This is a genomic window from Halobaculum gomorrense, from assembly GCF_900129775.1.
Lineage (GTDB): Archaea > Halobacteriota > Halobacteria > Halobacteriales > Haloferacaceae > Halobaculum > Halobaculum gomorrense.
In genome coordinates this window covers 160,286-172,767 of the sequence record NZ_FQWV01000007.1, presented here as the reverse complement: position 1 = coordinate 172,767, position 12,482 = coordinate 160,286, and the positions used below count along the sequence as shown (strand labels likewise).

Below are 12,482 nucleotides of genomic sequence, written 5' to 3'. Positions count from 1 at the left end.
CTGACGACCGTGGACCCCGACCGGATCGTCGCCGAGTTCCCCGCCCCCTCCTTCCGCGGCGCCCAAGAGCGGGCGCTGGCGGACATCGCGGACGCGTTCGCCGCCGGCAACCGCGTCGTGCTCGTGCGCGCGCCCACCGGCAGCGGGAAGTCCCTGCTCGCGCGCGCCATCGCGGGCGCGGCCCGCAGCGTCGAGGAGGCGAGCCCGTCGGAGGCGACGGGCGCGTACTACACCACCCCGCAGGTGTCCCAACTGGACGACGTGGCCGCGGACGACCTGCTCGACGACCTGAGCGTCATCCGCGGGAAGTCCAACTACACCTGCATCCTCCCCGGTGAGGAGGACACGCCGGTCAACCGCGCTCCGTGTGCCCGCCAGCGCGGCTACGACTGCTCGGTGCAGCACCGCTGTCCGTACTACTCCGACCGGGCCATCGCCTCAAACCGGCCCATCGCGGCGATGACGCTGGCGTACTTCATGCAGACCGCCGGCTCGGACGTTTTTCGGAAGCGGGACGTGGTCGTCGTCGACGAGGCGCACGGCCTCGCGGAGTGGGCGGAGATGTACGCGACCATCGAATTGTCGCCCGAGACCGTCCCCGTGTGGGACGACGTGGGCGTGCCGGACATCCACAACGACGAGGTCGGGCCGCTGGAGCGCACCGCGCGCTTCGCGAAGGCGCTGCTCGGCGTCTGCTCGGACGAGAAGGACGAACTGCTGGCGAAGGGCGATCTGACGCCCGAGGAGGCCGCCCGTCGCGACCGGCTCCAGGAGGTCATCTCGGAGCTGAAGTGGTTCCTCGAGGACTACCGCGACACAGAGTCGGCGACGACGTGGGTCGTCGACCAGCCCGACGGCGAGGGGGGCACGCTGACGATCAAGCCCCTGGACCCCGAGAAGTACCTCAAACACACCGTCTGGGACCGCGGTAATCGCTTCGCCCTACTCTCGGCGACCATCCTGAGCAAGGAGTCGTTCTGCCGCGGCGTCGGGCTCAACCCCGAGGAGGTCGCACTCGTCGACGTGGAGCACACCTTCCCCGTCGAGCACCGGCCGCTGTTCGATACGACGCAGGGGAAAATGACGTACGAACACCGCGAGGAGACGCTCCCGAAGGTCGCACGGCTGTGCCTGCGGCTGATGGCGCGCCACCCCGACGAGAAGGGACTGGTCCACGCCCACAGCTACGCCATCGCGCGGCAGCTCGCCGAGCGGTTCGACCAGTTCGGGGTCGGCGCGCGCGTCCGCCGCCACGACAGCGACGACCGCGACGCCCAACTGGAGGCGTGGAAAGCCAGCGACGACCCCGAGGTGTTCGTCTCCGTGAAGATGGAGGAGGCGCTCGACTTGCACGGGGACCTGTGCCGCTGGCAGGTGCTGTGTAAGGCGCCGTACCTCAACACCGGCGACTCCCGCGTCGCCGCCAGACTGGAGGACGGCCAGTGGCCGTGGTACCACCGCGCCGCCCTCCGCACCGTCATTCAGGCGTGCGGTCGGGTCGTCCGCGCGCCCGACGACCACGGCGCCACCTACCTCGCGGATTCGAGCCTGCTGGACCTGTTCGACCGCGCCGAGGCCGACACCCCGCCGTGGTTCCGCGATCAGATCGACCGGATGTCGACCCCCGACCTGCCCGAGTTCGACCCCGACGCGGCGATGGCCGGGATGGCCGCCGACCCGGGCCCCAGTTCCGGCGCGGGCCACGGCATCGGCCGGCGGCGCTCCGGGGGCGGGTCGTCGTCGGGGTCGCCCTCGCCGGGCGCCGGATCGGCCTCCTCGACCGCTTCGACCGCCTCGCGGCCCTCCGGTTCGTCGGGATCGTCGCGGTCGTCGCGGTCGTCGCGGACGCGCTCGGGCGACGGTCGAGCGGGTGACGGCGACGACGACGACCCGATGGCGGACCACCCGCTGTCGGACGTGTGGGGGGAATAGTCCTTCAGGACTGGCCGGAATCGAGGTACGACCGTATATCACGTGAGCCGCGAGCGCCGCGTCGCCGGATCTTCCGTGACATATTATCTCACGAAGGATTGTGTATTCCCTTGCACTGAAGCCGGGTATGACCACGCACGGCATCGAGGCGACGCTGACGCTGTTCGCCGCAGGAACGCTCACACGAACGCAGGCCGCCCGGAAGGCCGGCGGCGCCGAGGACCGATTCGCCGCGATCTGTGCCCGGCGCGGCGTCGAGACGGCGACCCCGACGGCCGACGCGACGGGGCCGTCGCCCGCGAACGCCGACTGAGTTCGGCCCGTCGCCTCGTTCACTCCCCGCCCGGTGTCGATTCCGGGTCGTAGGCCGCGTCCTCGATCACCGTCACGTCCGCCGGAAGCGACGACCGAAAGCGGACGGTCGCGCGGTAGCGGTCGGCGCTCATGTCCGCGGTACAGCCGAGGGTCGGAGCGACGCCGAAGCCGAACGCCCCCCGACTCTCGACGCCGACGCGCACGACGAGCGTGTCGTTTGCGACGTGGGCCGAATCGAGGACCGCCCGGTCGCACGACCCCGACCCGACGTACATGAACCCGTAGACCACGATCCGTCGCTCGTCGGGGTGTCGTTCGACCACCGGGTCGCCGCCGGCGTCGGGGACCTTCTCGGCACACTCGCCGTCGGCGTCGCAGATCTCGAACGACCGACGTGCGATCGGTCCCGAGAGACGGAACCCGCAACCGGCGGTCGTCGCCGCCGGGAGGGTCGCCAGCGCGGAGAGGAGGGCGCGTCGGTGCACGTCGGAGGCGACGCGGTCGGGGGAGAAAACGTTCGGGGCGAGGTGATCGTCGCCTACGCGTCGTCGCCGCCGTCGGCGACCTCGTCGTCCGCCACGTCCGCCACGTCCGCCCCGTCCGCCCGGTCCGCCCGGTCCGCCCCGTCCGCGTCCTCCGTCGGCGGGATCACGAACAGGCCAGCGTCGGTCTTCACGGCGTCTACGGTCGCGGCGTCGTCGGCGACGCCGGAGGGCCGGGCGACCGTCACGGCCTCGTACGTCTCGGGGTCGAGCACCTGCACCGCGTTGTCGTCCTCGACGGTGACGACGGTCGTCTCGACGGCGTCGTCGACGTGTCCGACCGTCTCGGCGTCTGGCGTCTCGCCCTCCTCGAATCCGGCCTCGTAGGGCTCGCCGGTGGCGAGACGGACGCCCTTCAGGTTCCCGCGGACCGAGCGCACGAGCACCGGCCCCTCGTCGTCGTCCGGGTCGATCACGTCGCCGGGGCGGAACTTCGGCAGGCGGACCGCGAAGGTGACGCGGTACACCTCGTTGCCGTCGCCGTCCTCGGTGACGAGCGTCGGCGCCTCCGAGTGGCTCCCGCCGAGTTCCTCGGTGATCTGGGTGGCGACAGCCTTGCCGAGTTTGTTGGTCGAGAGCTTCACGGTCTTGCCCTCTGGCTGGTCTGTCACCTCGGTGACGAACGACTCGCGGTCGCCGTCGGCCTCGCGCTCTGCGACGAGCGACTCGGCGATCTCGACGGCCCGTTCCTGCTCGGCCTGCTCGGGGACGCGGTCGCGGCCGCGGATCTGCACCTCCGCGGCGTAGCTCCCGCCGGAGATGCGCCCGCAGCGGTCGCAGGTGCCGCGGCTGATCTTCACCGGGACGACAACCGTCTCCTCGACGTGGGTGTCGCGGACGACGCCCGCGAACGTGCAGTGCATCCGGATCGTGTTCTGGTCGACCTGCTCGGGCTCGACGCCCCACTGGATCTGGTCGGCCTTCAGGTGCACCGCCAGCGCCTCCGACACCTCGTCGACGGCCACGTCGGTGTAGTCGCGCGCGCCCACGTCGACCCAGCGGTTGCCGTGGTGGACCGCGCCGCAGTGCGAACAGACGGTTACCTCGACGCGCTCGGGCGCATCGACCAGCTCGAAGTCCTCGAAGTAACAGGCGTCACAGAGCACGCGGTCGCGCTCGCGCGGCTCGCCGGGGAGCGGCTCCTCGCGCTCCGGAACCGAGTCGCCGCAGCGCGGGCAGAACTCCCGCGTGTCGCGTGTCTCGCTCATTGGCGCTTCGGTACACGACAGAGCCGGTTAAGCGGCGCGGCTGGTGGGCCGATCGGGTCGCCGCCGCGGGCGCGAACGGGCGCGGGCAGCCGGGGGCCTCTCCCGCCCGCGTCACTCCGCCTCGTAGGTCGACTCCCACTCGGGGGCCGCCTCCGCGCCGGTCTCGGCCTCCGAGTCGAGCAGCTCGGCGACGGCGTCCAGCCCGAGCAGCTCCCGGTCGTCGTCGTCGAGCGACAGGGAGTCCAGCGCCGCCGAGTCCCGCACGTCCGACCCCGAGAGCCGTTCGCCGTAGCGACCGAGCAGGCTCGTCAGCTCCTGCGGGATCACGAAGGTGGTGGACGCTCCCTGTCCGATGGCCGCGAGCGTCTCCATCCCCTTGTCGACGATGGCGCGCTCGCCCATCGACTCGGCCGCTCGCGCCCGCAGCACCGTCGAGACCGCGTCGCCCTGCGCCTCGAGGACGCTCGCGACCTTCTTCCCCTGCGCCGAGAGGACGTTCGCCGCGCGGTCGCCCTCGGCGGCCTCGACGGCCGACCGCCGCTTCCCCTGCGCTTCGAGGATCATCGCGCGCCGGCGGCGCTCGGCGGAGGTCTGCTCTTCCATCGCGTCGAGGACGCCGCGGGTCGGGAGCACCTCCTGCACCTCGACCAGCTCGACGTTCACGCCCCAGTCGTCGGTCGGTCCCTGCAGCCCCTCGCGGATGCGGCGGTTGATCTCATCGCGGCGGCTCAGCGTCTCGTCGAGTTCCATGTCGCCGATAGCCGCTCTGAGGGTCGTCTGCGCCAGCAGGGCGGTCGCGCGGCGGTAGTCGTCGACCCGGAGGAACGCCCGCTCGGCGTCGACGACGCGCACGTACACGACCGCGTCTGCGACGACGGGCGAGTTGTCCTCGGTGATCGCCTCCTGCGTCGGCACGTCGATGGTCTCGACGCGGGTGTCGAAGGGGTAGGTTCGCGAGACGAACGGGGGGATCAGGTGGAGACCGGGATCGAGCAGGCCCCAATTAGCACCGAACACCGTGAGCGCGCGCTTCTCGTACGCCTGCACGATCTCGACACCGGAGACGAGCGTCGCCAGCGCGAACACCAGGAGCGTGCCGGCGAGTGCGTACTCCATCGGGAGCAACGCCCACGCGGCCAGCGCCACCAGCGCGCCCAGCGCGAACCGGCGACGGCCGCTGTCGGGGAAGAGGTCGGACAGCCCGAAGTCGCCGGCGCTCAGGCGCCCCAACGAGCGGAAGAACCGCCTGCCGGCGTTGTCCATAACGATCGATTGGACGACACGCTACTTACAGGTTTCGCGGGAACCGGCCGACGACGGGGGGAACGACCCGACCGCCCCGCGGACGCACCAGCCTGACCGGGAACAGGGGGCGGCGAGCGGCACACGGTCGCGCGCGCCGATGCGTTACCGACTCCACGCCGGTGCCCGGATCGAATCGCCCGTCAGTCGGGGCGTGTCCGACTCGGTCGCGGTGGCGTCGTCGGACGTGTCGTCGCTCGAACCGTCGGCGTCGTCACCGGTGCCGTTCTCGCCGGCGGCGGCACCGGTACCGCGGCCGTCACCGCCATCGGCGGCACCGGTACCGCGGCCGTCACCGCCATCGGCGGCACCGGTACCGCGGCCGTCACCGCCATCGGCGGCACCGGTACCGCGGTCGCCGCCGTTGCGTCCGGCGTCGTCGCCGCGGCTGTCGTCGCTTCCCGCGGCGGACGACCCGTTCTCGTCGGTCCCGCCGCCCGCGGTTCGATTTTCAGTCTCGACGCCGTCGTCAGTGGTGGCCCCCGAGCCGCGCGTTCCGCTCGCGCCGGCGCCGGCGCTCCGGTTGGAGGCCGTGCGGTCGCCGGCGGCGCCCTCACCGGCCGACGCCGACGAGTTGGCGTTTCCCTCGCCACGCTCGTTGCGGCCGTCTGCGGCCTCACCGCGCTCGTCCGCCTCGCCGCGGTCGCCGGCGGACGCGTTCTCGCGATCCTCCGGCGGGCCGGGGTCACCGGTGAGCCCCGTACCCGTCCCCTTCCCACCGATTTCGCGCGCAGCCTCCGCGACCTCGCCGCCGCCCATCTTGGAGGCGTTCTGGCGTAACTCGACTATCCCCGAGGTGGTGACGCCGCGCTCGCGGAGCGCCGCAGCCGGGAGATCCTCGGCGACCGCGGCGGTGATGTTGAGGCGCCGTTCGAGCGTCCGCAGCTGTGCGGCGAAGCGCGCGAGCTTCGAGCGGTACTCGCCGCGAGTGATCTCGCCCGATTCGTAGCGCTCCCGTAGCGTCTCGCGACGCTCGCGGAGCACCGCCAACTGCTCGCGGGCGTCCTCGGTCTGCCCAGCGACGATCGCCGCCTTCGAAGCGTTCGTCTCCGCGGCGGCGAAGCGACGGTTGAGCGCGCGCTCAGCGACCTCGCCCTCGACTTCCGCGCCCTGCACTCCAACGACGCCGGCGAACGTCACCCCCGGTTGCTCTCCCGACGACTCCTGGGCGAACGCGGCCGTCGCGGGACCCCCCGCCACGACGAGCACCGCTACCATCAGGAGCACGGTCGTCCGACTCATAGCTGGAATAAGGTGACCCACCCACTAATACCGTCGACTCCCTCTCGTCGGATTCAGTCCGGTTAAGCGACGTTAAGTTGCCGCTGTCGTTCGATCTGTCAACGGTCCGTCCGTCTCTCGCCGATTCGGCGGGCCTCACTCCTCCGATCCGTCGCCGCGATCGATGTCCCCGGGGTGGGGTTCGTCGTCGGCCTCGGGGAGCCGAAGGACGTTCTCGCGGCCCAGTCGGAAGCTCTCGATGTCTCCGTCGTCCCGGAGGTCTCCGACGACCTGACTGGTACGGGCGGCGCTCCAGTCGAGCGCCGCGGTCACGTCCGCCTGCTTCATCCGCCCGCCGTTGTCCTCCACCAGGCGGACCACGCGCTCGTGCGGGCTGAGGAGTTCCTCCGGGGGGGCGGTGTCCGCGTCCGTACCGTCCCTCCCGTCGGTACTCTCGACCCCGCCGGCGTCAGCGGTCGACGCGCCGGCTCCGGATTCCGCGTTCGCTTCGGTGGTCGCGTCCGCGTCGGTGTCGGTGCCCGCCCCGTCTGCGTTCGATCCCGACGCGGACGCGGCGCTGTCCATCGGCGCCGTGGCCGCGTCGTTGCTTGCGATCGAGGCGTCGGTGCCGTCGCCCGTCTCGATCGGGAAGTCGCCGCGGCGACGGAGGAGGGCGGCGCCGGCGATGCCGAGCAGAAGCACCGCGGCGCCCGCGAGGTAGACCGGACGGACCGGCAGCGCGGACGCCGGCGCGATGGTGACCGACGGCTGGTCGGGCCCGAAGTTGCGTTCGCCGCGCCACGTCACCGCGGTCTCGGACCGCTGGTCGGCTGCCGGCGACACCGTTCGGGCGTCGTACTCCTCGGGCCACGCGAAGGTGAGGATGGTTCCCGAGTCGAGATACAGTCCGGCGAGCGCGTCGCCGGCGACGACGCGCCTGCCCTGCGTCTCAGCGAAGTTCTCCCAGTCGAAGCTGTAGGCGACGACGCCGTAGTCGGTGCTGGTCGGAAACGGATTTCGCTGGGCGGTGACCGAGACGTTCGAGAGGCTCATCTCGCGGCCGGTGGCGTTCTCGGCGGCCGCGACCGTCGTTTGCATCCGCGACTCGAAGCGCTCGGCGTACGCCGAGGTGTTCGCGCGGATGTCGGCCTGGAGGCTCTCAAAGGCCGCCGTCGTGTTCTCGTCGCTCAACTTGATCCGGTAGGCGATGCGCCAGTGCGCGTCGCCGTCGGGCTCGAGTTCCGCACGGAGGATGACGGTGTCCGCGGCGATGTCGCCCGTCTGTGCGAATCCATCGCCGAGATCCGCCGGTGTCGCGGCGTCGTCACCGGGCCCGACGATGTCGGCGGACCGAGACGCCGCGGCGGTCGGAGACGGCCCGTCGGCCGCCGTCGCGGCCGCGATCGCCGGAGTGAGACCGGCGATCGCGAGGAGAAGCGCCAGCGCGATGGCGGCGGCGGAGCGTCGCATACCCACTCACACCGCCGGGGTGCCCAAAACGGTTTTCGTCGCCGCCGAACCTACGCGTGGTATGGAACTCGACGTGGAGGATCTGCTGAAGATCGTGTTGGTGTTGGTGATCGTCTGGCTCGTCGTCGAGATCATCACCGGCGTGCTCGGGTTCGCGCTGGGGCTGATCGCCGGACCGCTGAAGGGGATCATCGGGGTCGTCATCGTCGTGCTCATCGTGCTGTGGCTGACTGACAACCTCTGAGCGACGTGTACAGCGTCAACGTCCCCGTTCCCTGGGCGGTCCAACGGCTCGCTGCCTCACTGGAGCCCGACCTCGCCGACTTCGCGTCGATCCGCGACCGGCACACGCTCGTGGTGAAGCGCCTCGACGGTCGCGACCTGAACGACCTTCACCGGATCCGCGAGCGACTGCGCCCCGTCCTCCGGGGCGTCGCGCCGTTCGAGGTGCGCGTGACCGGCGTCGGCGCCTTCGAGGACCCGCCCCTCGGCGATGCGCCCGTCGTCTACCTCGCGGTCGAGGCGGTCGCCCCGGGCGACCGCGACGCCGGCGACCGGAGCGGCGCCGCGGGCGTCGCGACCGACGACGCGACGGCCGCGGACCCGCTTCGCGCGCTCCACGACCGACTCGTCCGGGAATTCGGCGCCGTGTCCGGGCTGGAGGAGGCGGACTACGCGCCGCACGTCACGCTCGCCCGCGGGTGGGACGGGCCGGGAGATCCGGCGACCGCGGTCGCGCGCCTGCGCGAGCGCGACATCGACGGCGCGCGCTGGACGGTCGACGAGCTCGGCGTCTGGACGCGCGAGTACAAGGAGATCGCAGCGCGGGTGCCGCTGCGCGACTGAGTCGCCTCGCCGTCGACGGCCTGCTGCCCCCTCAGCGTGAGGAGAGCCGCAGCGGCATCGGGTGGTCGGGGTGCATCGTCAGCGACCCGCGCAGGTCCAGCTCGGGGCCTTCGTACTCGAAGTCGAACGCGCGGCCGACGGTGGCGAGGATGAGCTTCGCCTCCAGCAGCGAGAACTGCTTGCCGATGCAGTGGCGCGGGCCGGCGCCGAACGGGAAGTACGCGAACCGTGGGCGGTCGGCCCGGCGCCCGGGCGCCCAGCGGTCCGGGTCGAACGCGAGCGGGTCGTCGTACCAGCGGTCCGAGCGGTGGACGACCCACTGCGGGAGCATGATCAGCGAGCCTTCGGGGATCCGGTAGCCGGCGACGCGAGCGTCCACCTTCGACTCCCGGAACAGCGTGTACACGGGCGGGTACAGCCGCATCGCCTCCGAGAGCACGCGGTCGGTGAACGACAGATCACGGAGGTCGGCCGCCGTCGGGGTGCCGTCGAGGGCGTCGACCTCGCGCTGGAACCGCGCCTTCGCCTCCGGGTGCTTCGAGAGGAGGTAGAACGTGTACGTGAGCGCGAGCGCGGTCGTGTCGTGACCCGCCAGCAGCATCGTCATCAGCTCGTCGCGGAGGTCCCCCTCGGTCTGGTCACCCCGGTCGTGCGCGCGCAGGAGGATGGACAGGAGGTCCATCGGCATCGGCGAGTCGACGGCGTCGCCGGCGGGGTCGGGCGCCGTCTCCTCGGTGCCGCGGCGGCGCGCGACCAGGTCGTCGATGACTCCCTCCAGCGTCGCGACGGCGTCGTCGAACCGCCGGTTCTCCCGGGTGGGCGCCCAGTTCGGGATCACCGCGCGCATGGGGTTCGGCTCGAAGCGCTGCCCGAGCGGTTCGAGGTTCTCCTGCACCGCCCTCACCGTCTCCTCGTCGATGTCCGTCCCGAACATCGCGGTGACGATGATCCGGACGGTGAGCCGCGCGAGCTCCAGTTGCACGTCGATGCGGTCGCCGTCGGCCCAGGTCGCCAGCGCGTCCTCGGTGTGCCCGACGACGGCGTCGTCGAGCCCGGCGATGCGGCTGGCGTGGAACGCGGGGTTGGCGAGGTCACGCTGCTGGCGCCAGCGGTCGCCCTCGCTCATGAGGAGGCCGTCGCCGAGCAGGTCGTCGACCGCGTCGTCAAGGCTCGGCTTGCCGAACGCCGCCCAGTCGGAGACCAGCACGCGCTCGATGTCGCGGGGGTTCGTGAGCATGTACGTCTCCCGCGGGCCCAGATCGAGGCGGATCACGTCGCCGTAGGCGTCCGCCACGTCGGTCATGAACGAGAAGGGATCCCGGGAGTAGCGCCGGCCGTTCCCGAAGAGGGGTTCGCCGCGGGGGCCCGGCGGTCTCGTACTCATGAGAGAGTACACGGGCGGGAGGCGGAAATACCCTCGGGCGCGTGCGCGGGCGTGCGACGAGGGCGGACGGCGGACTCGTCACTCGGCCGAATGACGGCCCCGTCACTCGACCCAGCGCGGGCGCATCCCCAGCTTCAGTCGTCGTCCGTGGGCGCGACGATCGGCTCGTCGGCGTCCTCGTCCTCACCCGCCTGCCGCGCCCACAGGTCGGCGTAGTCGCCGTCGGCGTCGACCAGTTCGTCGTGGGAGCCCTGCTCGATGATCCGTCCCTCCTCCATGACGACGACGCGGTCGGCGTCGCGGATGGTCGACAGCCGGTGGGCGATGACGAACGCCGTCCGGTCGGCGATGAGCCGGCGGAGGCTCCGCTGGATCAGCTCCTCCGTCTCGGTGTCCACGTCTGAGGTCGCCTCGTCGAGGACGATGATCTCCGGGTCGTTGAGCAGGGCGCGCGCGATGGCGATGCGCTGGCGCTGGCCGCCCGAGAGCTTCACGCCGCGCTCGCCGATCTGGGTGTCGTAGCCCTCCGGGAGGTCCGTGATGAACTCGTGGGCCTCCGCAGCCTTCGCGGCCTCGACGATGCGCTCGCCGGGGCCGTCCGCTGCGCCGGTAGCGGCGGGGTCGACCGGGTCGTCGGCCGCTCCTCGGCTGTCTGCCGCGCCGGCCTCCAGCGCCGAGAGGTCGCCGTAGCCGATGTTCTCGGCGGCGGTGCCCGAGAACATGTAGGGGTTCTGCTCGACGATGCCGATGTGCTCGCGAAGCGCGTGCAGATCGTACTCGCGCACGTCGACGCCGTCGACCTCAACGGCGCCGGAATCAACGTCGTCAGACTGCGTCTGACTGGCTGACGAGCTTCGCTCGTCAACGTCGTAGAAGCGCGGGATGAGCTTCAACAGCGTCGACTTCCCGGCGCCCGTCGTCCCCGCGAGCCCGACCGTCTCACCCGGATCCACGTCGAGATCGATCCCGGAGATGACCTCCTCATCGTCGGTGTAGCCGAAGCGCACGCCGTCGAACGTCACCCGGCCGTCGACGGATTCTGGGACGTGCGGGTCCGCCGGCGAGGTGACCGCGGGGTCGTAGCCGAGCACGCCAAACACGCGCTCGGCGCTGGATTTGGCGAGTTGGTACTTGTTCGCCGTCTTCCCGACGCGGCGCATCGGCGAGTAGAGCCGGCGGAGGAGGAGGAAGAACAGCGCGACCGACCCGGCGGTCAGCGTCGCGGGGTCGGTGTTGCCGAGGCCGTAGCGGATGATGTCGCTGCCGGCGATCCAGAGGATGGCGACAAAAACGACGCCCGTGAGCAGCCGCAGCCCCGAGAAGAACGCCCGCCGCGCCCGGATGGCCTCCACCTTCTCGTCGTGGTACCGCTCGCTCTGGGCGGCGACGCGGTCCAGTTCGAACTCGTGGCGGTTGAACGCCTTGATCACGCGCGCGCCGCCGATATTGTTCTCCAGCCGAGAGTTCAGCCTGGAGACCGTCTCGCGGATGCTCCGGTACTTCGGTTCGATCCACGTGAGGAACCGCCCCGACGCGAGGCCGATGATGGGGACCGGCGCGAGCGCGACGAGGGCGAGCTTCGGCGAGTAGGTGTACATGATCGCCGCGATGCCCCCCACGGTCGCGACGACGCGGATCGCCTGCCGGATCTCGGTGTTGAGGAACTGCTCCAGTCGGTTCACGTCCTGGTTCAGCACCGACATCATCGCGCCCGTCTGGTGGTCGGCGAAAAAGCCCAGCGAGAGGTGCTGCATGTGGTCGTAGGTGTCGTTTCGGAGGTCGCGTTGCACCTTCTGTGCGGTCGACTGGAACAGGTACCGCGAGGCGAACCGCGTCACCGACCGGATCAGGTACGCCAGCGCCGCGATGACGACGAGTCGCTGGAGGAAGGCGATCCGGGCGGCCTCGCCGGTGATCGTCGCCGTCGGCAGCAGCCCCGCCTGCGCGAGCAGGCCGGGCTCGCCGCTCCCGAGGATGACGCGGTCGATGGCCGCCGCGACGAGCAGCGAGGGGAGCAGGCGGGCCAGTCGCGTCGTGATGGCGGCCACCAGCCCCACCGACAGCCGCGGCCAGTACGGCACGCAGTAGCGGAGCAACCCGGTCATCGGGTTGCCGTCGACGGACTCCCGGATCGAGGAGAAGTCGCCGTGGTCGTCCTCGGCGTCGCTCATTACGAATCGAAACACGCCGGCGGTACAAAGGCACACGGGAGTCGGAACGTCGCGTCCGGCGGTCGGAGCCGACGGTCCGAGCCGCAGTCGG

General features: G+C 71.3%; 11 protein-coding genes. 4 read left to right on the top strand and 7 right to left on the bottom strand.

Annotation, left to right across the window (positions count from 1 at the left end):
• Window positions 1-9: 9 nt before the first annotated feature.
• Together BUE16_RS12950 and BUE16_RS12945 are read left to right on the top strand one after the other, a co-directional pair.
• Window positions 10-1,932, top strand: a complete 1,923-nt coding sequence (locus BUE16_RS12950) for a helicase C-terminal domain-containing protein (protein WP_073310373.1) — start codon at window positions 10-12, stop codon at window positions 1,930-1,932.
• 127 nt (window positions 1,933-2,059) lie between these two features.
• A complete protein-coding gene (locus tag BUE16_RS12945; protein WP_073310371.1) occupies window positions 2,060-2,245 on the top strand; it encodes a hypothetical protein in 186 nt (61 codons plus the stop codon).
• Between the two features lie 19 nt (window positions 2,246-2,264).
• On the opposite strand, the gene BUE16_RS12940 is transcribed toward BUE16_RS12945, so the two are convergent.
• The 5 genes from BUE16_RS12940 to BUE16_RS12920 form a co-directional block, all read right to left on the bottom strand.
• Window positions 2,265-2,732, bottom strand: coding sequence for a hypothetical protein (locus BUE16_RS12940; RefSeq protein WP_073310369.1), 468 nt, complete (start codon window positions 2,730-2,732; stop codon window positions 2,265-2,267).
• A gap of 53 nt (window positions 2,733-2,785) precedes the next feature.
• The gene (locus tag BUE16_RS12935) at window positions 2,786-3,997 is read right to left on the bottom strand and encodes a 60S ribosomal export protein NMD3 (protein WP_073310367.1); all 1,212 of its coding nucleotides are present in this window, start codon (window positions 3,995-3,997) and stop codon (window positions 2,786-2,788) included.
• A 111-nt stretch (window positions 3,998-4,108) separates the two neighbouring features.
• Window positions 4,109-5,260 carry an SPFH domain-containing protein gene (locus tag BUE16_RS12930; protein WP_073310364.1) on the bottom strand — a complete coding sequence of 384 codons (1,152 nt, stop codon included), beginning with the start codon at window positions 5,258-5,260 and terminating at the stop codon, window positions 4,109-4,111.
• Window positions 5,261-5,404: 144 nt separating this feature from the next.
• The gene (locus BUE16_RS12925) at window positions 5,405-6,541 is read right to left on the bottom strand and encodes a hypothetical protein (protein ID WP_073310362.1); all 1,137 of its coding nucleotides are present in this window, start codon (window positions 6,539-6,541) and stop codon (window positions 5,405-5,407) included.
• A gap of 135 nt (window positions 6,542-6,676) precedes the next feature.
• Window positions 6,677-7,990, bottom strand: coding sequence for a helix-turn-helix transcriptional regulator (locus tag BUE16_RS12920; RefSeq protein WP_073310360.1), 1,314 nt, complete (start codon window positions 7,988-7,990; stop codon window positions 6,677-6,679).
• Window positions 7,991-8,051: 61 nt separating this feature from the next.
• On the opposite strand from BUE16_RS12920, the gene BUE16_RS12915 reads away from it, so the two are divergent.
• Both BUE16_RS12915 and BUE16_RS12910 read left to right on the top strand, forming a co-directional pair.
• Window positions 8,052-8,234, top strand: a complete 183-nt coding sequence (locus tag BUE16_RS12915; protein WP_073310358.1) for a DUF7554 family protein — start codon at window positions 8,052-8,054, stop codon at window positions 8,232-8,234.
• A 5-nt stretch (window positions 8,235-8,239) separates the two neighbouring features.
• Window positions 8,240-8,836: a 2'-5' RNA ligase family protein gene (locus BUE16_RS12910; protein ID WP_073310356.1), complete on the top strand. Its 597-nt coding sequence runs from the start codon at window positions 8,240-8,242 to the stop codon at window positions 8,834-8,836.
• A gap of 31 nt (window positions 8,837-8,867) precedes the next feature.
• Here the strand turns inward: BUE16_RS12910 and BUE16_RS12905 are convergent, their stop codons facing one another.
• Window positions 8,868-10,220, bottom strand: a complete 1,353-nt coding sequence (locus tag BUE16_RS12905; RefSeq protein WP_073310354.1) for a cytochrome P450 — start codon at window positions 10,218-10,220, stop codon at window positions 8,868-8,870.
• 134 nt (window positions 10,221-10,354) lie between these two features.
• The gene (locus tag BUE16_RS12900; RefSeq protein WP_073310352.1) at window positions 10,355-12,391 is read right to left on the bottom strand and encodes an ABC transporter ATP-binding protein; all 2,037 of its coding nucleotides are present in this window, start codon (window positions 12,389-12,391) and stop codon (window positions 10,355-10,357) included.
• Window positions 12,392-12,482 lie beyond the last annotated feature (91 nt).

Coding starts and splice junctions, on each gene's coding strand:
- BUE16_RS12900 (WP_073310352.1), bottom strand. CDS start 12,391: ATGAGCGACGCCGAGGACGACCACGGCGACTTCTCCTCGATCCGGGAG.
- BUE16_RS12945 (WP_073310371.1), top strand. CDS start 2,060: ATGACCACGCACGGCATCGAGGCGACGCTGACGCTGTTCGCCGCAGGA.
- BUE16_RS12930 (WP_073310364.1), bottom strand. CDS start 5,260: ATGGACAACGCCGGCAGGCGGTTCTTCCGCTCGTTGGGGCGCCTGAGC.
- BUE16_RS12920 (WP_073310360.1), bottom strand. CDS start 7,990: ATGCGACGCTCCGCCGCCGCCATCGCGCTGGCGCTTCTCCTCGCGATC.
- BUE16_RS12915 (WP_073310358.1), top strand. CDS start 8,052: ATGGAACTCGACGTGGAGGATCTGCTGAAGATCGTGTTGGTGTTGGTG.
- BUE16_RS12935 (WP_073310367.1), bottom strand. CDS start 3,997: ATGAGCGAGACACGCGACACGCGGGAGTTCTGCCCGCGCTGCGGCGAC.
- BUE16_RS12925 (WP_073310362.1), bottom strand. CDS start 6,541: ATGAGTCGGACGACCGTGCTCCTGATGGTAGCGGTGCTCGTCGTGGCG.
- BUE16_RS12905 (WP_073310354.1), bottom strand. CDS start 10,220: ATGAGTACGAGACCGCCGGGCCCCCGCGGCGAACCCCTCTTCGGGAAC.